The organism is Sulfurivermis fontis (assembly GCF_004001245.1).
In the GTDB taxonomy this organism is placed as follows: Bacteria; Pseudomonadota; Gammaproteobacteria; order Thiohalomonadales; family Thiohalomonadaceae; genus Sulfurivermis; species Sulfurivermis fontis.
On record NZ_AP018724.1, the window covers coordinates 1,312,209 to 1,331,829 of the forward strand.

The 19,621-nt window shown below is 60.8% G+C and carries 20 protein-coding genes and 2 tRNA genes; 19 read left to right on the forward strand and 3 right to left on the reverse strand.

What is annotated here, in order from left to right; translation table 11 throughout:
• The first annotated feature begins 17 nt into the window (after nucleotides 1-17).
• The 9 genes from aroA to galU all read left to right on the forward strand — a co-directional run bounded on the left by aroA (nucleotide 18) and on the right by galU (nucleotide 7,930).
• Nucleotides 18-1,346 (forward strand): 3-phosphoshikimate 1-carboxyvinyltransferase, encoded by a 1,329-nt coding sequence (gene aroA, locus EP379_RS06770; RefSeq protein ID WP_127477082.1) that lies wholly within the window; start codon nucleotides 18-20, stop codon nucleotides 1,344-1,346.
• Nucleotides 1,346-2,032 carry a (d)CMP kinase gene (cmk, locus tag EP379_RS06775; protein ID WP_127477083.1) on the forward strand — a complete coding sequence of 229 codons (687 nt, stop codon included), beginning with the start codon at nucleotides 1,346-1,348 and terminating at the stop codon, nucleotides 2,030-2,032. Before aroA ends, cmk begins: the two co-directional genes overlap by 1 nt.
• Nucleotides 2,033-2,136: 104 nt before the next feature.
• Nucleotides 2,137-3,813, forward strand: a complete 1,677-nt coding sequence (rpsA, locus tag EP379_RS06780) for a 30S ribosomal protein S1 (RefSeq protein ID WP_127477084.1) — start codon at nucleotides 2,137-2,139, stop codon at nucleotides 3,811-3,813.
• Nucleotides 3,814-3,869: 56 nt separating this feature from the next.
• Complete coding sequence (locus EP379_RS06785; protein ID WP_127477085.1) at nucleotides 3,870-4,169, forward strand: integration host factor subunit beta; 300 nt, start codon at nucleotides 3,870-3,872, stop codon at nucleotides 4,167-4,169.
• Nucleotides 4,170-4,334: 165 nt separating this feature from the next.
• Entirely contained in the window at nucleotides 4,335-4,628 is a 294-nt protein-coding gene (locus EP379_RS06790) for a LapA family protein (RefSeq protein ID WP_127477086.1), read from the forward strand.
• Between the two features lie 6 nt (nucleotides 4,629-4,634).
• Nucleotides 4,635-5,804: a lipopolysaccharide assembly protein LapB gene (gene lapB / locus EP379_RS06795; protein WP_127477087.1), complete on the forward strand. Its 1,170-nt coding sequence runs from the start codon at nucleotides 4,635-4,637 to the stop codon at nucleotides 5,802-5,804.
• Nucleotides 5,805-5,819: 15 nt separating this feature from the next.
• Nucleotides 5,820-6,524 carry an orotidine-5'-phosphate decarboxylase gene (gene pyrF / locus EP379_RS06800; RefSeq protein WP_127477088.1) on the forward strand — a complete coding sequence of 235 codons (705 nt, stop codon included), beginning with the start codon at nucleotides 5,820-5,822 and terminating at the stop codon, nucleotides 6,522-6,524.
• Nucleotides 6,525-6,674: 150 nt separating this feature from the next.
• The gene (locus tag EP379_RS06805) at nucleotides 6,675-6,944 is read left to right on the forward strand and encodes a ComEA family DNA-binding protein (protein ID WP_127477089.1); all 270 of its coding nucleotides are present in this window, start codon (nucleotides 6,675-6,677) and stop codon (nucleotides 6,942-6,944) included.
• Nucleotides 6,945-7,024: 80 nt separating this feature from the next.
• Nucleotides 7,025-7,930, forward strand: coding sequence for a UTP--glucose-1-phosphate uridylyltransferase GalU (galU, locus tag EP379_RS06810; protein WP_127477090.1), 906 nt, complete (start codon nucleotides 7,025-7,027; stop codon nucleotides 7,928-7,930).
• Nucleotides 7,931-7,998: 68 nt separating this feature from the next.
• Here galU and EP379_RS06815 read toward each other — a convergent pair.
• The 3 genes from EP379_RS06815 to EP379_RS06825 form a co-directional block, all read right to left on the reverse strand.
• A tRNA-Asn gene (locus tag EP379_RS06815) sits at nucleotides 7,999-8,074 on the reverse strand.
• Between the two features lie 49 nt (nucleotides 8,075-8,123).
• Entirely contained in the window at nucleotides 8,124-8,699 is a 576-nt protein-coding gene (locus EP379_RS06820; RefSeq protein WP_127477091.1) for a GspH/FimT family pseudopilin, read from the reverse strand.
• A 101-nt stretch (nucleotides 8,700-8,800) separates the two neighbouring features.
• Nucleotides 8,801-9,985: a pyridoxal phosphate-dependent aminotransferase gene (locus EP379_RS06825; RefSeq protein WP_172600530.1), complete on the reverse strand. Its 1,185-nt coding sequence runs from the start codon at nucleotides 9,983-9,985 to the stop codon at nucleotides 8,801-8,803.
• 92 nt (nucleotides 9,986-10,077) lie between these two features.
• Here EP379_RS06825 and uvrB point away from each other — a divergent pair, with 92 nt between their 5' ends.
• The 10 genes from uvrB (at nucleotide 10,078) to EP379_RS06875 (ending at nucleotide 19,614) form a co-directional block, all read left to right on the forward strand.
• Nucleotides 10,078-12,102 carry an excinuclease ABC subunit UvrB gene (gene uvrB / locus EP379_RS06830; RefSeq protein WP_127477093.1) on the forward strand — a complete coding sequence of 675 codons (2,025 nt, stop codon included), beginning with the start codon at nucleotides 10,078-10,080 and terminating at the stop codon, nucleotides 12,100-12,102.
• An 84-nt stretch (nucleotides 12,103-12,186) separates the two neighbouring features.
• Nucleotides 12,187-12,263 (forward strand) — tRNA-Val (locus tag EP379_RS06835).
• A 284-nt stretch (nucleotides 12,264-12,547) separates the two neighbouring features.
• Nucleotides 12,548-13,024: a YdcF family protein gene (locus tag EP379_RS16360; RefSeq protein WP_172600402.1), complete on the forward strand. Its 477-nt coding sequence runs from the start codon at nucleotides 12,548-12,550 to the stop codon at nucleotides 13,022-13,024.
• A gap of 385 nt (nucleotides 13,025-13,409) precedes the next feature.
• Nucleotides 13,410-13,679, forward strand: a complete 270-nt coding sequence (locus tag EP379_RS06845; RefSeq protein ID WP_127477094.1) for a phosphopantetheine-binding protein — start codon at nucleotides 13,410-13,412, stop codon at nucleotides 13,677-13,679.
• 20 nt (nucleotides 13,680-13,699) lie between these two features.
• Nucleotides 13,700-14,293: a COG4648 family protein gene (locus tag EP379_RS06850; protein WP_172600403.1), complete on the forward strand. Its 594-nt coding sequence runs from the start codon at nucleotides 13,700-13,702 to the stop codon at nucleotides 14,291-14,293.
• Nucleotides 14,290-15,633, forward strand: coding sequence for an AMP-binding protein (locus EP379_RS06855; protein WP_172600404.1), 1,344 nt, complete (start codon nucleotides 14,290-14,292; stop codon nucleotides 15,631-15,633). The genes EP379_RS06850 and EP379_RS06855 overlap by 4 nt, the downstream gene beginning before the upstream one ends.
• On the forward strand, nucleotides 15,620-15,913 hold the full coding sequence (locus EP379_RS06860; RefSeq protein ID WP_127477097.1) for an ApeI family dehydratase: 294 nt from the start codon (nucleotides 15,620-15,622) through the stop codon (nucleotides 15,911-15,913). The genes EP379_RS06855 and EP379_RS06860 overlap by 14 nt, the downstream gene beginning before the upstream one ends.
• Nucleotides 15,910-16,806 carry an LpxL/LpxP family acyltransferase gene (locus tag EP379_RS06865; protein WP_127477098.1) on the forward strand — a complete coding sequence of 299 codons (897 nt, stop codon included), beginning with the start codon at nucleotides 15,910-15,912 and terminating at the stop codon, nucleotides 16,804-16,806. Before EP379_RS06860 ends, EP379_RS06865 begins: the two co-directional genes overlap by 4 nt.
• Entirely contained in the window at nucleotides 16,784-17,353 is a 570-nt protein-coding gene (locus EP379_RS06870) for a LolA-related protein (RefSeq protein WP_127477099.1), read from the forward strand. Before EP379_RS06865 ends, EP379_RS06870 begins: the two co-directional genes overlap by 23 nt.
• Entirely contained in the window at nucleotides 17,350-19,614 is a 2,265-nt protein-coding gene (locus EP379_RS06875) for an MMPL family transporter (protein ID WP_127477100.1), read from the forward strand. The genes EP379_RS06870 and EP379_RS06875 overlap by 4 nt, the downstream gene beginning before the upstream one ends.
• Nucleotides 19,615-19,621: the final 7 nt, after the last annotated feature.

Genomic DNA, 19,621 nt, shown 5'->3' on the forward strand with positions numbered 1-19,621 from the left:
TTCCTACGAAACACATCATGTCCAACAGCAGCGAATCCAATGTCATTTTCCGTGCCGCCGCCGGCGGCAAGTTGCAGGGCCATATCCGTGTGCCCGGCGACAAGTCCATTTCCCATCGATCCATCATGCTCGGCTCCCTGGCCGAGGGGGTGACCGAGGTGAGCGGTTTCCTCGAGGGCGAGGACAACATCGCCACCCTGGAGGCGTTTCGCGCCATGGGGGTGCAGATCGAGGGGCCGGCCGACGGCCGCGTCACGGTGCACGGTGTCGGCATGCACGGCCTGAAGGCGCCAACCAGGCCGCTGTACTTGGGCAACTCAGGTACCTCCATGCGCCTGCTCTCTGGCCTGATGGCGGCGCAGCCCTTCGATGTCGAGATGAGCGGTGATGCGTCACTGTCCAAGCGGCCGATGAAGCGTGTCACCGATCCGCTGCGATTGATGGGGGCGGTGGTGGAAACCACGGCGACGGGCACGCCGCCGCTCAAGGTGAAGGGCGGCCAGAAATTGCACGGCATCGATTATGTGATGCCCATGGCCAGTGCCCAGGTGAAGTCCTGTCTGCTGTTGGCCGGATTGTATGCCGCCGGCACGACCTGCGTGACCGAGCCGGCACCGACCCGCGACCATACCGAGCGTATGCTGGCCGGCTTTGGTTATCCGGTGGAGCGGCGCGGCAATACCGTGTGCGTGCAGGGCGGCGGCAGGCTGACCGCAACGAAGATCGATGTGCCCGCCGATATTTCGTCGGCGACTTTCTTCATGGTGGGGGCAGCCATCGCCGCCGGTTCCGACATCGTGCTGGAGCATGTCGGCATCAACCCGACCCGCATCGGCGTCATCAACATCCTGCGCCTGATGGGGGCCGATCTGGAATTGCGCAACGAGCGCGAGGCGGGCGGCGAGCCGGTGGCCGATATCCGGGTGCGCGCCAGCAAGCTGAAGGGCATCCGTATCCCCGAGGAGCAGGTGCCGCTCGCCATCGACGAGTTCCCGGCGCTGTTCGTCGCCGCCGCCTGCGCCGAGGGCGAGACCGTACTCACCGGCGCCGAAGAACTGCGCGTGAAGGAGTCCGACCGCATCCAGGTGATGGCCGATGGCCTGGTGGCGCTTGGTGTAGACGCTCGGCCGACCCCCGACGGCATGATCATCCGCGGTGGCCGCATCGGCAGCGGGCAGGTGGACAGCCACGGTGACCACCGCATCGCCATGTCCTTCGCCATGGCTGCCCTGGTGGCCTCCGGTCCCATCACCATCACCGACTGTGCCAACGTCAATACCTCCTTCCCCGGCTTCGTGGCCCTGGCCAACCGCGCCGGCCTCACTCTGCAGGCCGAGATCGTCTGATGGCGGGCACTATCCCGGTCATTACCGTCGACGGCCCCAGCGGGGTCGGCAAAGGCACCATCAGCCAACTGTTGACCCGCCGTTTCGGCTGGCATTTCCTCGACAGCGGGGCCCTCTATCGGCTCACCGCCCTGGCGGCACGGCGCCAGGGGGTGGCGTTTGATGACGAGGCGGGCTTGGCCTGGGTGGCGCGGGGGCTTCCCGTGGAGTTTCGCCCGCAGGAAGCAGGTGAGTTGCAGATATTCCTTTCTGGACAAGAAGTTAGTCGCGATATCCGCACCGAGCAGGCAGGTAACGATGCCTCTCGCGTAGCGGCTGTACCGGCAGTACGCGAAGCCCTGTTGGCGCGCCAGCGTGCCTTTCGGCAGCCTCCTGGCCTGGTGGCGGACGGCCGCGATATGGGCACCACCGTGTTTCCGGATGCCCCGCTGAAGATATTCCTTACCGCCAGCGCCGAGGTACGGGCACAAAGACGCTATAACCAGTTGAAGGAAAAGGGGTTAGATGCTAACCTACGCAGTCTTTTCACCGAGATAGCCGAACGTGACGAGCGGGATCGCAACCGCCGTGTGTCGCCGCTCAGGCCGGCAGAGGATGCGGTGGTGATCGACACGTCGACGCTCGGTATCGAAGAGGTTCTGGCCGCGGTGCTGGCGGAATGCCGCTCGCGGCTGGGTATGCAGTAGGGGCTGCTATCGCAGGTGCGGTGGCGGTTTGGTTTTCAACTTCAACCCGCGGCAGTAATGCGGTTCTACATAGGCCGTTCGACGAACGGCAAGGTACGTGAGTGATGAGCGAAAGCTTTGCAGAATTGTTTGAACAGAGTCTTGCCGGTTCCCAGATGCGCCCCGGTGCCATCATTACCGGCAAGGTAGTCCAGGTTGGCAATGACGTCGTCGTCATCAACGCCGGTCTCAAGTCCGAAGGCGTGATCCCCGTCGAGCAGTTCCTCAACGAGAACGGCGAGATCGAGGTCAAGGTCGGCGACGAGGTGGACGTTGCCTTGGAAATGGTGGAAGACGGTTTTGGTGCCACCCGCCTGTCCCGTGAAAAGGCCAAGCGTTCCGAATCCTGGACCCGCCTGGAGCGCGCCTCCGAGGCCGGCGAGACCGTGATTGGCCGCATCGTCGACAAGGTCAAGGGCGGTTTCACCGTCGACCTCAAGGACATCCGTGCGTTCCTGCCCGGTTCCCTGGTGGATGTGCGCCCGGTGCGCGATCCCTCCTACCTGGAAGGCAAGGACTTGGAATTCAAGGTCATCAAGCTCGATCGCAAGCGTAACAACGTCGTCGTCTCGCGCCGTGCCGTGGTTGAATCCGAGGGCAGCGAAGAACGCGAAGCCCTGCTGGAAGGTCTGCAGGAAGGTCAGGTAGTCAAGGGCATCGTCAAGAACCTCACCGATTACGGCGCCTTCGTCGACCTCGGTGGCATCGACGGCCTGCTGCACATCACCGACATGGCCTGGAAGCGCGTCAAGCATCCGTCCGAGGTGGTCAACGTCGGCGACGAAATCGAAGTCAAGGTACTCAAGTTCGACCGCGAGCGCACCCGTGTCTCCCTGGGCCTCAAGCAACTGGGCGAGGATCCGTGGGAAGACATCACCCGCCGTTACCCGGTGGGTACCCGCCTATTCGGCAAGGTGACCAATCTGACCGACTATGGCTGCTTCGTCGAGATCGAAGAAGGCGTGGAAGGTCTGGTGCACGTCTCCGAGATGGACTGGACCAACAAGAACATCCACCCGTCCAAGGTTGTCCAGATGGGCGACGAAGTGGAAGTCATGGTGCTGGACATCGATGCCGAGCGTCGTCGTATCTCTCTGGGCATGAAGCAGTGCCAGGAAAATCCGTGGGATGCCTTCTCCGCCAGCCACAACAAGGGCGACAAGGTGTCGGGCAAGATCAAGTCCATCACCGACTTCGGCATCTTCATCGGCCTGGAAGGTGGTATCGACGGTCTGATCCACCTCTCCGACATCGCTTGGAACGTGCCGGGTGAAGAGGCGGTGCGCAACTTCAGCAAGGGCGACGAAGTCGAGGCCGTGATTCTGGCCATCGATCCGGAACGCGAGCGCATCTCTCTCGGCATCAAGCAACTGGAAAAAGATCCATTCTCCAACTACGTGGCCGAGCACCGTAAGGGCAGCATCGTCAAGGGTATCGTGCGTGAAGTGGATGCCAAGGGCGCCATCATCGATCTGGAAGAGGGTGTCGAGGGTTATCTGCGGGCCTCCGAGCTGTCCCGCGATCGCGTCGAGGATGCCCGTACCCTGCTCAAGGCCGGGGATGAAGTCGAGGCCAAGTTCATGGGTGTAGACCGCAAGAACCGCACCATCACCTTGTCAGTCAAGGCGAAGGACAGCGAGGAGGAGGCGGAAGCCATGCAGGACTACAACCGCGCCGCAGCAGCCGCCAACCCGACGCTGGGCGACCTGCTGAAGGAGCAGATGGAAAACAAGAACGACTGAGCAGTGAACTGGAAGGCCCGTCATCCGGCGGGCCTTCCCTTACTTTGGGGGCATCCATGACCAAGTCGGAACTGATCGAGATCCTGGCGCGCAAGCAGCCCCAACTCAATTCCAAGGATGTCGAGTTGGCGGTGAAGACCATACTGGAACACATGGCGCAGGTATTGGCCGGTGGTGAGCGTATCGAGATTCGTGGATTTGGCAGCTTCTCACTGCACTATCGTCCACCACGTGTGGGCCGCAATCCCAAGACAGGTGAATCTGTCCAACTGGGAGCCAAATATGTGCCGCATTTCAAGCCTGGCAAGGAGTTGCGCGAGCGTGTGGATCAAGGGGCCGTACTGACGACGGATTGAATGCCGGGCTGTACTCGGAAGTAATTTTCACTTCGTAGTGTCTAGCACTTTTCACACTGAGACATCGCTTTGTAATTCGTCGAGCCTGGTAATATCCTGTAGTAACGCAGCTGGCGTAAACGTTGGGATACGACAGGGGCTTCGGCCCCGCCATACGGGGTCGACATGAAACGCCTGTTACTTCTTATTCTCTTTCTCCTGCTGGTGGCCCTGGGCATCAGCTTCGCCGTACACAATTCTGAGCCCGTTACGCTGCATTATTATTTTGGTTCCGTTTCCGGACCATTATCACTGATTGTGGTCATTGCCCTTGCCGTTGGCGCCGTACTCGGTGTCGGCACCAGCCTGCTGTTGGTATTCAGCCAGCGGCACAAGGTTTCGCGTCTGCAACGCAAACTCGATACCTGTGAACAGGAAATTCGTAATCTCCGTCATTTGCCGTTGCGCGACAATCACTAAGCTTCCATGGGCGCCGAACTGTTGTTCCTGCTGTTGCCGGTAGCCGCGTTGTCCGGCTGGCTGCTGGGGCGGCGTGAGGTACGTGATGGTGGCAGACAGTTTTCCCATCTGTCTTCCGACTATTTCAAAGGACTCAATTATCTCCTGAACGAACAACCGGACAAGGCGATTGAGGTTTTTATCCACATGCTGGAAGTGGACAGCGATACCGTGGATACGCATTTTGCCGTTGGCAGTCTGTTTCGCAGGCGTGGCGAAGTCGATCGTGCTATTCGCATCCATCAGAATCTTATCGCCCGCCCGACTCTTAATCGCCAGCAACGTGATCAGGCGTTATATGAGCTGGGAACCGACTACATGCGGGCCGGTTTGCTGGATCGCGCGGAAAGCCTGTTTCATGAGTTAGTGAACGAGAGTCCGTCTTATCGGCCACAGGCGCTGCGTCAGTTGCTGGATATCTATCAGCAGGAAAAGGACTGGCATAAGGCTGTTACCGTAGCTCAGCGTCTGCAAGGCATGGGTAGCGAGGAGATCGGCCCTGTAATCGCGCAGTATTATTGCGAACAGGCGGAGCAGGCATTGATGCTGGGGGAGCGCAGCGAGGCTCTGCGCCTGGTACGGCGTGCCCTGGCCGAGGATCGTAATTGTGTGCGCGCCACTTTGCTGGAAGGGCGCATCGAGTTGGATAATGGCGCATACAAATCTGCCGTGCGCGTTCTGCGTCGGGTTGAGCAGCAGAATCCTGCCTACCTGCCCGAGGTACTGGCGCCGTTACAAGAGGCTTTTGTGCAACAAGGGCGGGTGGGCGACATGATCGCCTATCTGCGCGATATGTTGGCACGCCACGGCGGGATATCGATTATGCTGGCGCTGGCAGAACTGATACGCCAGCAGCAAGGTGAGAAGGAAGCGGCAGTTTTCGTAGTCAATCACATGCGCGGCCATCCTTCTATCCGTGGCATGGAGCGATTGATTGCGCTCAAGTTGCACACCAGCGACGGGCAGGCGCGGGATGATCTGTTGGTTCTGAAGGACCTGACGGACAAACTACTGGAGAGCAAGCCGGTCTATTGCTGCAGTCAGTGTGGCTACAGTGGCAAAACGCTGAGTTGGCAATGTCCGAGCTGCAAACAATGGACTACCATCAAGCCGATTCACGGTATTGAAGGCGAATAACTATCCGGTGAATACATGAGCAAGAATCTTGGACCGCGCATCATTATTGCACTCGACTATGCCGAACCACGTCTGGCACTGGATATGGCGGCGAAGTTGGAGCCGGCACGCTGCCGTCTGAAAGTCGGCAAGGAGCTATTCACCCGCGGAGGGCCGCAGTTGGTGCAGACGCTGCGCAACAAGGGGTTCGAAATCTTTCTCGATCTCAAGTTTCATGATATTCCCAATACGGTAGCCGGTGCATGCAGTGCGGCTGCCGATCTCGGCGTATGGATGGTCAATGTGCATGCCATGGGGGGACGGTGCATGATGGTCGCTGCGCGTGAAGCACTCGACAAGGTGGCCCAGCCGCCACTGTTGATTGCCGTCACTATTCTTACCAGCATGGGTGAACGAGACATTCATGAGGTTGGCCTGGCCGGGATGCCCGCCGACAACGTGGTCCGTCTTGCCGCCTTGGCTCAGGAGAGCGGTATGGATGGCGTTGTCTGCTCGCCGCAAGAAGTAGCCATGCTGCGGCGTCAAGCCGGCGAGTCCTTCCGGCTGGTTACGCCTGGTATCCGTCCGATATGGTCGGCAAAAGGGGACCAAACCCGTATTACCACGCCGGCAGATGCTGTACGGCTCGGTTCGGATTACCTGGTAATCGGCCGGCCGATTACGGCGGCCGAGGAGCCAATGGTTGCGCTGGAGGCTATTGAACGCGAGCTGGCGGAATAGGCGTTATTGCAGAAATTTCCTACAGAAAATTCTCTTCCTGCCTACTGTGCTCCCCTTGTGGTAGCTTGATACCTTCGCTATGTTCTTTTGCGCATCGCTTTCATGGTGATGCGAATGACTAGGGATATTGCCAATCACAGGAGTGAAATCATGCGTAAATTCGCAGTAGCTTGTTTCTCCGCCTTTCTTCTCGGCCTGTCGACCGTCGTTTCCGCCGCACCGGTCGACATCAATACGGCAGATGCGGCGACCTTGGCGCAGTCCATCAAGGGCGTTGGTGCCAAGCGTGCAGAGGCCATCGTGGCCTATCGCAAGGAGCACGGCCCCTTCAAGACGGTCGATGACCTGGCCAAGGTACCTGGGATCGGTGCCAAGATGGTGGAGGCCAATCGCCAGAACCTTGCCGTGGGCAAGCGCTGACCACACGGCCGTTGCAGCCCGACAGAGGCGCCCGCTGTGCGGGCGCCTTTCTTTTGTTTTTCATCTCTTTGCCGCACAATATGAGCATTCCGCAATTCACGACGCAGGGTGTGTATGTGAACGTTTCCAAGGCTGTCTTTCCCGTTGCCGGTATGGGGACCCGCTTTCTGCCTGCTACCAAGGCGAACCCCAAGGAAATGCTGCCCATCGTCGACAAGCCGTTGATTCAGTATGCGGTGGAAGAGGCGATAGCCGCCGGCATTACCGAAATGATCTTCGTGACCAGCAGTGCCAAGCGCGCTATCGAGGATCATTTCGACAAGAATTACGAACTGGAAGCCGAACTCGAAAAGAAGGGTAAGAGTGAACTGCTTGAGTTGGTGCGTAGCGTATTGCCTGCCGGCGTGTCATGCGCCTATGTTCGGCAGCCGGAGGCGTTGGGCCTGGGGCATGCCGTGCTGTGTGCCAAGCCATTGATCAAAGACGAACCGTTTGCAGTAATCCTGGCGGATGATTTGATCGATGGTTATGGTGGCAGTGCCATGGCGCAGATGGTCGAAATGTATACCGCGCATCAGTGCAGTCTCCTTGGGGTCGAGGAGGTGGCTGCAGAGGATACCGACAAATACGGTATCGTGAAGGCAGTGCCAATGGATGAGCGGTTGTCGCGTGTCGAACGCATCGTGGAGAAGCCGAAGCCGGCCGAGGCTCCCTCCACGTTGGCTGTGGTAGGACGCTATATCCTGACGCCGCGTATTTTCGAGCTGCTGGAAACGACGGGGCGTGGTGCCGGCGGGGAAATACAGCTTACGGACGCCATTGCGGCTCTGCTGCGGGAAGAGCCGGTATTGGGTTATCGCTTCAGCGGTCGCCGCTACGATTGTGGTAGCAAGCTGGGGTATCTGGAGGCGACTGTAGAGTTTGCCCTGAAGCATCCGGAACTCAGTGATGAATTCCGCAGTTATCTGAAGAGGAATTTCTGTTGAGCTGAAAGACATCGCCGCACGATGTCGCGCTCGAGTTTATTCTGTCAGTGGATTGTGCCGCGAGTGATTGGCTCCCCCGGTTGGACTCGAACCAACGACACACGGATTAACAGTCCGCTGATCTACCGACTGATCTACGGGGGAATCGATAGAGGCGCATATACTACTTATCCGCCCGTACCAGGTCAAGACTTCATGTGGGACATTGTAGTGCGCTCCCGCTTGCCGATAGGCCGGAGCTCCTGACCCGCCCGGTCTTGGCCAGGATCAGTGCCCTGGCCGCAACCGCGCCCCGATTGTCACAGAAGACGAAGGTGCCGTTGCTGCTGGCTGTGCCGTTCGGGTAATAGACGGTGTAGTTGGAGCTGGGAAAGGCATTCCACTCGAGTGTCTGGCCCGGTGGCAGGGCGGCCTGCGCCCACAACAGTGTCTCATCGTCGTTCCACTGTTTGTCACCATTGTTATCCTCAAACAGGATCCATCCGGCATGCCATGGCCGTGAGTTATTGCAGCCGGTATCAGACGTACCTTTGCAGATGACGATGGGTTGGTTGCGCTTGATAGCCTCGCTGCGGGCGTAGTGCAGCGCAGTGGCGAGGGCATTGATCGAGGTCGTGAGCCGGTTGTTCTGCAGCAGGCTGGCAAAGGACGGGACGGTAATGGCCATGATTACCGCCGTGATAGCCAGCACGGCAAACAGCTCTGTCAGCGTGTAGCCCTGATGCAGCCGGCGGTGGCCGGTGCGGGCGGGGGAGAAGATGACGTCCATGTCATACCCACATCCGTGTCGGGTATAACCATAGGACAGTCAGGCTGCAGTTTGAAGTGCCGTCCTGTCAGCAAGTGCTGCTATTGTTTGTCGGAAATTTCCTATTTCTCACCGAAGAGATTGCTGAGGCGCTGCAGGGCATTGCGTAGGTTGTCGAGCGAGGTCGCGAATGACAAGCGCATGTAGCCCTCGCTGCCGAAGGCCGAGCCGGGTACCAGGGCTACGCCGGTGTGATTGAGTATGTAGTCCGCCAGTTCGATGTCGTTATGGATATCGCTGTGCTCGGCGACGATGCTGCGCATATCCATGAAGGAATAGAAGGCACCCTGTGAGGGCAGGCAGTTGATGCCCTTGATTCGGTTCAGGCCGGCAACCACGAAATCATGCCGTTCCTTGAACGCCTTGAGCATGGTCTTGATACAGCTCTGGTCGCCGTTGAGCGCCACTTCGGCCGCCACCTGGGATATGGAGGTGGGATTGGACGTGCTCTGCGACTGGATGTTCTTCATTGCCTCGATGAGCCTGTCCGGGCCGGCGGCGTAGCCGATGCGCCAGCCGGTCATGGAGTAGGCCTTGGACACGCCGTTGAGAACGATGGTGCGGTCGTACAGATCCGGGCAGGCATTGAGAATGTTCACAAACGGCTCATCGGTCCACAGAATGTGTTCGTACATATCATCCGAAGCGATCATCACCTGGGGATGACGGCGTAGCACTACGCCCAGGGCGGCCAGTTCATCTTTGCTGTAGGCAACCCCGGTAGGGTTGGAGGGGCTGTTCAGGACCACCAGGCGGGTGCGCGGGGTGATCGCCGCCTCCAGTTGGGCAGGGGTGATCTTGAAGCCCTGCTCCAGGCCGGCCTCGATGATGACCGGTACGCCCTCGGCCAGCAGCACCATGTCGGGGTAGGATACCCAGTAGGGGGCCGGGATGATCACCTCGTCGCCGGCATCCAGCAGGGCCTGGGCCAGGTTATAGAAGCTCTGCTTGCCGCCGCAGGAGACCAGGATCTGTTTTGCGGTGTAATCCAGCCCGTTGTCGCGGGCGAACTTGGCGATGATGGCCTTTTTCAGCCCCGGCGTGCCGTCCACGGCGGTATACTTGGTAAAGCCTTTCTGGATGGCCTCGATGGCGGCCTGCTTGATGTGGTCCGGGGTGTCGAAGTCCGGTTCGCCGGCGCCGAGGCCGATGATGTCCTTGCCCTGCGCCTTCAGTTCCTGGGCGCGCGCGGTGACCGCCAGGGTGGGGGAAGGCTTGATGCTTTGAACGCGCTTGGACAATTGGATATCCACCGTTTTCCTCGACACAAAAGTTGGAAATAAAACCGCCCTAATATAGCCGAACCGCAAGCTTTGCTGAATCCCCCAAGCGCTGAATCATGAAGAGAAAGTTCCAGTTGCAGGCCCCCTATGCCCCGGCCGGTGATCAGCCGGAGGCCATCCGGCGCCTGGTCGACGGGCTGCAGGCGGGGGAGGCCGGCATGACCCTGCTCGGGGTCACCGGTTCCGGCAAGACCTATACCATCGCCAATGTCATCCAGCAGGTGCAGCGGCCTACCCTGATCATGGCCCACAACAAGACCCTGGCGGCCCAGCTCTATGGCGAGATGAAGGAGTTTTTCCCGCACAATGCGGTGGAGTATTTCGTCTCCTATTACGACTATTACCAGCCGGAGGCCTACGTCCCGTCGACCGACACCTTCATCGAGAAGGACGCCTCCATCAATGACCACATAGAACAGATGCGCCTGTCGGCTACCAAGGCCATCCTGGAGCGGCCGGATACCATTATCGTCGCCACCGTCTCGGCCATCTACGGCCTGGGCGATCCGGATTCCTACATGCACATGTTGCTGCACCTGGTGCGCGGCGACATCATCGACCAGCGCGCCATTCTGCGCCGTTTGGCCGAGCTGCAATACACCCGCAACGACCTCGAACTGCGCCGCGGCACCTACCGGGTGCGCGGCGAGGTGATCGACATCTTCCCGGCCGATTCCGACAGTGAGGCCGTGCGGGTGGAACTGTTCGACGAGGAGGTGGAGTCGCTCAGCTTTTTCGACCCGCTTACCGGCGAGGTGCTGCGCAAGGTGCCGCGCGTCACCATCTATCCCAAGACTCACTATGTCACCCCGCGCGAAAAGGTGCTGGCGGCGGTGGAGTCGATCAAGCTTGAACTGAAGGAGCGGTTGGAAGAATTGCGTGCCGCCAACAAACTGGTGGAGGAACAGCGGCTGGAACAGCGTACCCGCTTCGACATCGAGATGATGCTGGAGCTGGGCTACTGCTCGGGCATCGAGAACTATTCGCGCCACCTGTCCGGCCGTCAGGCCGGTGAGCCGCCGCCGACATTGTTCGACTACCTGCCGCAGGACGCACTGCTGGTCATCGACGAGTCCCACGTCACCATACCGCAGATTGGAGCCATGTACCGCGGCGACCGCTCGCGCAAGGAAAACCTGGTCAATTACGGCTTCCGCCTGCCCTCGGCCCTGGACAACCGGCCGCTCAAGTTCGAGGAATGGGAACGCCTGTCGCCACAGACCATCTTCGTGTCGGCGACACCCGCCAAGTATGAGCTGGAGCATTCTGGCGAGGTGGTGGAACAGGTGGTGCGTCCCACCGGCCTGGTGGACCCGGAGGTGGAGGTGCGTCCGGCCACCTCCCAGGTGGACGACCTGCTGTCGGAGATCCGCAAGCGCGTGGCGCTCAAGGAGCGCGTGCTGGTCACCACCCTGACCAAGAAAATGGCCGAGGATCTGACCGATTACCTCGCCGAGCACGATGTGCACGTGCGCTATATGCACTCCGATATCGACACTGTCGAGCGCATGGAGATCATCCGTGACCTGCGCCTGGGGACATTCGACGTGCTGGTGGGCATCAATCTGTTGCGCGAGGGGTTGGATATGCCCGAGGTGTCGCTGGTGGCGATCCTCGATGCCGACAAGGAGGGATTCCTGCGTTCGGAAACCTCGTTGATCCAGACCATCGGCCGTGCCGCACGCCATCTCAACGGCAAGGCCATCCTGTATGCCGACCGCATCACCGGCTCCATGCAACGCGCCATGGATGAGACTGCGCGCCGTCGCCAGAAGCAACTGGATTTTAACACAGCAAACGGTATCACCCCGCGCAGCGTACAGAAGGCGGTACGGGATATCTTGGAGTCCAACTATCCCGGCGTTCCTGGCACGCCGGCTCGCTACGCCAAGGTGGCCGAAGAGGTTATTGAGTATGCCGCCATGCCGGCAGCCGAACTGGTGAAGCGCATCAGAAAGTTGGAAGAGCAAATGTACCAGCATGCACGCAACCTGGAGTTCGAAGAGGCGGCGCGGTTGCGCGACCAGATACGCCTGATGCAGGAACACAATATGGGCTTGGGGGAGCCGGTTGCGGACTGAAGCCGGGTAATGCTTGAAAAACAACGTGTTACAACATGTTTGACTGTGTCCGGTGAACAGGTATAATGGCGCGCTTCTGACGACAGGCGTGTAGCTCAGCTGGTTAGAGCACCACCTTGACATGGTGGGGGTCGTTGGTTCGAGTCCAATCACGCCTACCATTTATATTCCAGGGCCCCGCTATCGCGGGGCTTTGCGTTTCTCGGGCTGGAACAATGCCGCGCAGGCCGTGGATGGTCGGGAGCGGCGAGCGGGGTATGCCATGCGCCTGTCCGCTGCCGCCGTCGGGGCCGACGGTTTCAAGAGGCTATTCATCTCATCGCTGCTGATCCTGAGCAGTGGCGGCCTGTCCTTATTGTGGGTTTTGCATCATGTGGTACGCGTTGGCCGGGTTGCATCCTGTCGGTCGGATGGTGGTGCAACGGTACTGGTGCCAGGAGTGCGATTGACGGACGGTGAAGTGGGCCGGGACTTTTGCCTGCGCCTGGAGCGTGCCCTGGCCTTGTATGCGGCGGGGGCGGAGACTCTGCTGCTGCTGGGTGGAGTGACGTCGGCTGGCAGCGTGAGCGAGGCGGCCAGAGGGGCCGGATTTCTGGAGGCTCACTGTGTCCCCAGTACGGCGCTACGTCTGGAAGAGCGCTCGCGTCATACACTGGAAAACCTGCGTCATGCCCGTGAGTTTCTTGGCGCGGAAATGCCGGTAACTATTGTTTCCAATCGCTATCACCTGGCTCGTATCGCGGTGATGGCCGACGGGCTGGGAATGCCGTACCGTTTGTGTGCGGCAGAGCCGCATTGGCAGTGGTCATGGCCCATGGCTGGTCGCTTGCTGTTGGAGGCTCTTTATGTGCATTGGTATCTGACCGGGCGGCACTGGGCACGCCTGGTACGGGATCGCGCCAGCGAGGCTCGTATCAGCTGACAGCCGCTATCAAATTTTCATGCGTACGGATATGGCCGGTGTTTCCCGTGTCAGATGATGTTGCATACGCCATGGCATCGGCTCGTCCTTGGGTCAGGACGGAGCAATCGGTGTTTGATTCTTCAGCGTCGTAGCATTTTGGCGTGTCGTTCGATCGCCTCTCGGCGCTGTCGCTGCTGTACCACGGCAATGGCATGGCAATCCAGGAGGGGAGCCAGGCATGGACATCCTTGATGTTCTCGCCGGCGTCCGGGGGAGTGGCGGGCAATTGAGTTCGGGCCGGGAGTATATATAATTGCCCGACCAGCCTTTCAAACTGGCAGCAGCGCTTGCCAGCGGGCCTTTTGCACAGTTCCCTAGGAATGCTACAGGAAAAAGCGCACACATGTCCGAATTGACCCCGTTGGAACTTGAGGTGGGGCAACTGATTATCGATACCCTGAACCTGGAGGATATCGCGGTTGCTGATATTCAGGCAGAGGCGCCGTTATTCCGTGACGGATTGGGACTCGACTCCATCGATGCACTCGAGTTGGCATTGGCAATCACCCGCCAGTATGGTTTCCAGTTGCGTTCCGACGATGAAAACAATGCACGCATCTTTTCCTCCCTGCGCGCCCTCGCCGCGCACATCGCCGCTCACCGCGTAAAATGATTCATGCGCGGCGCGCGTCCGTGCTGTTGTTGATTACCTATCCCGTTACTGTTCACTACGGCGTGCTTACCGCCGCTTACATTCCTGCCGTGGTCGTGCTCGCCGCCATCGCCGGGCTGCAGGCAGGCAACCGGACCGATGGCTTCCGCATTCTGCCCGCACTGCTTGCCATGACGCTGGTGCTGTCAGTGGCGCTGTTGCTGGCCGATAATAAATACATCCTGCTGCTGTGGCCTCCGCTATTGATCTATTTCGGCCTGGCGGCGCTGTTTGCCGTGAGCCTGCTGCCGGGGCGGCAGCCGCTGGTGACCCGCATTGCCACGCTGCTCGATGGCGCACTCGATGAGGCAGCGTTGCGCTATACGCGGCGTGTTACCCTGGTCTGGGCGCTGTTCCTGACTGTGCTCGGCCTGATCAGTATCGTGTTGGCTTGTTGCGGTACGCGCGAGGCCTGGTCGCTGTACACCAATCTGTTGGGCTATTTGTTGATCCTCGCCTTCTTCGCCGTCGAATTCCTGTGGCGCCGCCGCTGTCTGCCGCAGTTGCCGCGGCGCAGCTTCACCGCCTTCATGGCCGCGTTGGTGCGCCTCGATCCCGGGAGCTGGCGTCGGTGAAACAGGAGACCTTGCTGCCGCTGACCCGGCATGCACCGCAGGACATCATCGCCTGGCACCAGGGGCGGCCGGTGCGGTGCGCGGAGTTCCTGGCGCAGGCGGCGGCCCTGGCGGCTACGCTGCCGGCGGCGGGGCATGCGGTGAATTTGTGTGAGGATCGCTATCTGTTCATGTTGGCCTTTGCAGCCTCGCTGCTGCGCGGCCAGGTGAATCTGCTGCCGCCCAACCGCGCACCGCGTGTGGTGGAAGAGGTGGCGGCCGCCTTTCCCGGCAGCTACTGCCTGGTGGAACGCCGCCAGGATGAACTCGCGTTGCCGCAGCATGTGCTGGGACCGAGCCTGCCGTCGCCGCAGTCAGTGCCGCCGGTGTTGATTCCGGCGGCGCAGTTGGCGGTGGTAATCTTTACCTCAGGCAGCACCGGCACGCCGCGTCCGCATCGCAAGTACTGGGGCGATCTGGTGCGGGGGGCGATGCGCTCCATTGACCACTTTGGCCTGGCGCAGTATGCGGGTGGGACGATCGTTGCAACCGTGCCGCCGCAGCACATGTACGGCCTCGAATCCACTATCCTGTTTCCACTGTTGAGCGGGCTGGCCGTGCATGGCGGACGGCCGTTCTTCCCGGCGGATGTGCGCCAGACACTGAGAGATGTGGCACAGCCGCGCGTGCTGGTGACCACGCCGGTGCACCTGCGCGCCTGCGTGGCGGCAGAACTGCACTGGCCTGCCAGCGCCCTGATTATCAGCGCCACCGCGCCGTTGTCCGCCGCGCTGGCGGCCGCAGCGGAGCAGTCCTTCGGTTGTGAAGTGCGCGAGATATACGGCTGCACAGAAACCGGAGCCATCGCCAGCCGGCGTACCGTTGCAGGGGCGCCATGGCAACCCTACGACGGTGTGCAACTGCACTGCGTGGCTGACCGTTGCACCGCCAGTGCCGATTTTCTGCGCGAGCCCACACCGCTCAACGACGTTATCGAAATGTGCGCGGAGGGTTTTGTGCTGCTGGGCCGCGACAGCGATATGGTGAACATCGGCGGTAAGCGCGCCTCACTGGGCGATCTCACGCAGCGCCTGCTGGGCATACCTGGTGTGGACGATGCCGCGCTGCTGTTGCTCAATGCGGACAGCGAGCGCGGCGGCCGCCTGTGCGCCTTTGTCGTTGCGCCGCAGTTGAGCGAGCAAACGGTGCTCGAAGCGCTGCGACCGCGCGTGGATGAGGTTTTCCTGCCGCGGCCGATATATCGCGTGCCGCGCCTGCCGCGCAACGACACCGGCAAACTGCCGCGTGACGAGCTGCTGGCCATGTTGCAACGCATGAGGGGGGACGATGGAGTACAGTGAGGACTGTGTCATCGCTGCCAGCCACCCCTCGTTGCCGGGACATTTCCCCGGGCAGCCGGTGGTGCCGGGCGTAGTGCTGTTGGAGCAAGTGTTGCGTGTCGCTGCTCGCGCCGGTGTCGCGGTGCCGGTGCTGCCACAGGTGAAATTCATCGAGCCGCTGTTGCCGGCGCAGCCATTTACCATTCATCTGCGCAGTGACCGTTCCGATCGCCTGCGCTTCGAATGCATACGCGAGGGCCGTATCATCGCCAGCGGCCGGTTGCAGACGGAACTGCCATGAGCACGGACAACTGGCAGGCACAGCGTGAGCGCGGTTCGCCTTGGGCCCTGCGCCTGATCTTGTGGATTGCGCTGCGCCTCGGTCGTGGTCCGGCGCGCCTGCTGTTGTATCCGATTACGCTGTATTTCTTCCTCAACGGCCAGACCGCGCGAGTGGCTTCTTACGCCTACCTGACGCGCATATTCGGCCGTGCACCAACCTTGAGCGAGAGGCTGCGCCACATACACTGCTTTTCCGCCACCATCCTTGATCGGGTATTTTTTCTCAGCGGCCAGTTTCACCGCTTCGACATACGTGTGCACGGCGGTGAGATAATTCAGGCACAAGCCGGCAGCGGTAATGGTTGCCTGCTGCTCAGCGCTCATGTAGGCAGCTTCGATGCGCTGCGCACCCTCGGTGTCGAACAGCGCCACCTGCCCATAAAAATATTGATGTTGCCCGATCACAACGGCTTCATCACCGCATTGCTGCATGCCCTCAATCCGGCCTTGTTGGATACAGTGATACCGCTGGGCGGCATCGATACGCTGTTGCAAGTACAGGAGACGGTGGCGCAGGGCGGCATGGTGGGCATGCTGGGCGATCGGGTGGGTGAGGGCGGCAAGACAGTGTCCTGCCGTTTCCTTGGCGGAGAGGCGCGTTTTCCCATCGGTACGGCACAGCTGGCGGCGGTGCTGCATGTGCCGGTGATCCTGGTGTTCGGCCTGTATCGCGGCGGTAATCGCTATGATCTGCACTTCGAACGTTTCGATGCGCCGCTGCCGCAAAACCGGCGCGAACGCGGAGCGGCCCTCGGCGCATGGACCCAGGCCTATGCGCAGCGTGTGGAACATTATGTACGCAGCGCACCCTATAATTGGTTCAATTTCTATGATTTCTGGTATCAGGATTAGTTGGCTGGCGCTGTTGTTTGTGCTGCCTCCGCTGGCCGCCGCTGCGCAATGGGATGCAGCACAGTTGCTGGCGGAACTGGCTCGTACTGTGCCGAAGCGCATCGCCTACAGTGAGACACGCCGCATGGCTTATCTGGATGTACCGCTCGGCAGTGCGGGGGTGCTGGAGTTCCGTCCGCCGGACTTGCTGCGGCGCAGCGTAGAGGGCAATGGCGAAAACTATGTCATCGTCGGCGATGTCGTGCGCATCGAAACGTCGGACGGTAGTCGCGAGATCGCGCTGGACGTGCATCCGGCGCTGCGTGCCTTTGCCGAGTCCCTGCGCGCGACTTTGGCTGGCGATCTGCCGCGCTTGCAGCGCCATTTTCATGTTGCACTGGCGGGCGATAAGGCGCATTGGCGGCTGTCGCTGCGGCCACGCGATGCCGACGTTGCCGTGCTCATCGAGGACATCGAGTTGAGTGGCACGCACGCGCACCTGCTGCGCGTCGAGACTCGCGAGTCCGGCGGCGACATTGCCATCATGGAACTCAAGGACGGTCAATGAGGCCGCGTCTTGCACTGTGGGCGTGGCTGGCGCTGCTGCTCGGTGGCGCCTGGTTCAGCCTCACTCGCGTCAGTGTGGTGAATGACATGGCGGCCTTCCTGCCGCGCGAGGAAGGACTGGAACAGACCGTGGTGCTCGATGCATTGCGCGAAGGGCCGGCTGCCCGCCTCATTATTGTTGCTCTGAGTGGCGCAACGGATACGGCGCATTTGGCCGCTGCCAGCCGTGCGTTGGCAGCGCGCTTGCGCGGTGATACCCACTTCCTGCGCGTGGTCAACGGTCCTGCCGTACCGCCACCGGAGGAGCAGGATAGATGGTTTGCCTACCGTTATCTCCTCGCGCCGCTGCCGGACGATGCCTTCACCACTGCCGGTTTGCAGAGGGAACTGGAAACCCGCTTGCTTGAGCTTTCCGCACCCTTCCCGCTGTTGGACAAGGCACATCTTCCTGCCGATCCACAGGCAGCGTTTCGTCGTCTGCTGAGCCGGTGGGAGGAAGGCGGTGCGCCGCACTTGCGGCATGGTGTTTGGTTCGACCCCACGGGGCAGCAGGCCCTGCTGCTGCTGGAAACCCGTGCTGCCGGTTTTGACCTTGATGGCCAGGCGGAAGCGCGTGCCGCGATCATCGCAGCCGTCGCGCCGGACATCACCGTCGAGTTCAGCGGCCCAGGTATTATCGCGGCAGCCACACGCGACATCATTCGCAACGAGGTGCAGTGGCTTAGTGCGCTGGCCACTGTCGTGCTGCTGCTGATTCTGCTCATCGCCTATCGCAGCCCGCGCCTGTTATTGCTTAGTGTCCTGCCACTGCTGGCCGCCATAGTCGCAGCGGTAACTGTCACCGCTCTGGCATTTGGTTCCTTGCATGGCATCACCCTGGCCTTTGGCATTACCCTGCTCGGTGTCGCCATCGACTATCCGTTGCACCTGTTTTCCCATGTGCAGGCCGGTGTACCCCCATACCACAATCTGCGCCGCATCTGGCCCACCCTGCGTCTGGGGGTGGCAAGCACTGCCGTGGGCTATCTGGCCATGGCAGCCAGCCCCTTCAACGGGCTGGCCCAACTGGCACTGTTCATGGTGGGTGGTCTGCTGGCGGCAGTAGCCACCGTGCGCTGGGTCTTGCCGCCGTTGTTGCCGGCAGCACCTGCGGTGCGTGCCAACTTCCTTGCCGTCCGCGGTGCCGGGTACAGCCTGTGGTGGCTGCCGCTGCTTGCTTTGCCGGCTTTAGGCTATCTGCTGCTGACACCATGGCCGGTGGTGGAGACTGAGTTGTCGGCCCTGAGCCCGGTGCCTCCGGCCTGGCGTGAGCTGGATGAACGTTTGCGCCGCGCAGCGGGGGCGCCGGATGTGAGTCGCCTGCTGCTGGTGGATGGGGGCAATGCCGAAGAGGTGTTGCAGCGCAGTGAGGCACTGGAGGCCCCGCTGAAGGCACTGCGCAGCGATGGCGTGATCGCCGGTTACCGCCTGCCGTCGGACTATTTGCCGGCGGCGGAAACCCAGATTCGACGTCGCGATGGCCTGCCCGATGCAGACGCTTTGGCAAACATACTGGAAGCGGCACTGCAGGGATTGCCATTTCGCAGCGGTCTGTTCGAGCCGTTTCTGCAGGATGTTGCAGCTAGCCGAAGGCTGACACCATTGTTGCTGGAGGATATCGACGACACCGTGCTTGGTAACCGGCTTGCAGCCTTGCTGCGGCCCCATGGTGAACGCTGGTTGGGCTTGGTGCCTTTATATGCGGTCCACGACGAGCGTGCACTGGTGGCGTGGACCGAGCCTTCGCTTGTTCCGGTGCGTTATCTCAATCTGCGCCAGGCGGCGGACCAGATGGTGGCGGATTTCATGCGCGGAGCGGGTATTTATCTTCTGGCGGGTTTGTCGCTGATCCTGATACTGCTCGGCATCGGCTTGCGCAGCTTGGTACAGCTGGCACGGGTGACGCTTCCGGTGCTCGGCGCCCTGGTCCTGACCGTGGCCATATTGCATATGTCAGGCGCGCAGCTGTCGCTGTTCCATCTGGTGGCGCTGTTGCTGGTACTGGGGCTGGGCATTGATTATGGATTGTTTTTTGCGCGCCGGGCCACGGCAGAGGAGCGGGCACGTAGCGGCCATGCCGTTACTGTATGCGCTATCTCCACCGCCGGTGTGTTTGGTATTCTCGCGCTCTCGCAGATCCCGGTGCTGCATGCTATCGGCAGTACCGTTGCCCTTGGGGTGGTGCTCAGTTACGGATTTGCCCGCCTCGTACGCACAACATAGGTTTTTC

What these genes read in the sequence shown, in the direction of transcription:
- galU (WP_127477090.1), top strand. Translation starts at nt 7,025, where the DNA reads ATGAGCATTCCGCAATTCACGACGCAGGGTGTGTATGTGAACGTTTCC.
- EP379_RS06805 (WP_127477089.1), top strand. Translation starts at nt 6,675, where the DNA reads ATGCGTAAATTCGCAGTAGCTTGTTTCTCCGCCTTTCTTCTCGGCCTG.
- pyrF (WP_127477088.1), top strand. Translation starts at nt 5,820, where the DNA reads ATGAGCAAGAATCTTGGACCGCGCATCATTATTGCACTCGACTATGCC.
- EP379_RS06860 (WP_127477097.1), top strand. Translation starts at nt 15,620, where the DNA reads ATGGAGTACAGTGAGGACTGTGTCATCGCTGCCAGCCACCCCTCGTTG.
- EP379_RS06875 (WP_127477100.1), top strand. Translation starts at nt 17,350, where the DNA reads ATGAGGCCGCGTCTTGCACTGTGGGCGTGGCTGGCGCTGCTGCTCGGT.
- uvrB (WP_127477093.1), top strand. Translation starts at nt 10,078, where the DNA reads ATGAAGAGAAAGTTCCAGTTGCAGGCCCCCTATGCCCCGGCCGGTGAT.
- EP379_RS06790 (WP_127477086.1), top strand. Translation starts at nt 4,335, where the DNA reads ATGAAACGCCTGTTACTTCTTATTCTCTTTCTCCTGCTGGTGGCCCTG.
- EP379_RS06845 (WP_127477094.1), top strand. Translation starts at nt 13,410, where the DNA reads ATGTCCGAATTGACCCCGTTGGAACTTGAGGTGGGGCAACTGATTATC.
- EP379_RS06870 (WP_127477099.1), top strand. Translation starts at nt 16,784, where the DNA reads ATGATTTCTGGTATCAGGATTAGTTGGCTGGCGCTGTTGTTTGTGCTG.
- EP379_RS06820 (WP_127477091.1), bottom strand. Translation starts at nt 8,699, where the DNA reads ATGGACGTCATCTTCTCCCCCGCCCGCACCGGCCACCGCCGGCTGCAT.
- rpsA (WP_127477084.1), top strand. Translation starts at nt 2,137, where the DNA reads ATGAGCGAAAGCTTTGCAGAATTGTTTGAACAGAGTCTTGCCGGTTCC.
- EP379_RS06785 (WP_127477085.1), top strand. Translation starts at nt 3,870, where the DNA reads ATGACCAAGTCGGAACTGATCGAGATCCTGGCGCGCAAGCAGCCCCAA.
- cmk (WP_127477083.1), top strand. Translation starts at nt 1,346, where the DNA reads ATGGCGGGCACTATCCCGGTCATTACCGTCGACGGCCCCAGCGGGGTC.
- EP379_RS06865 (WP_127477098.1), top strand. Translation starts at nt 15,910, where the DNA reads ATGAGCACGGACAACTGGCAGGCACAGCGTGAGCGCGGTTCGCCTTGG.
- aroA (WP_127477082.1), top strand. Translation starts at nt 18, where the DNA reads ATGTCCAACAGCAGCGAATCCAATGTCATTTTCCGTGCCGCCGCCGGC.
- lapB (WP_127477087.1), top strand. Translation starts at nt 4,635, where the DNA reads ATGGGCGCCGAACTGTTGTTCCTGCTGTTGCCGGTAGCCGCGTTGTCC.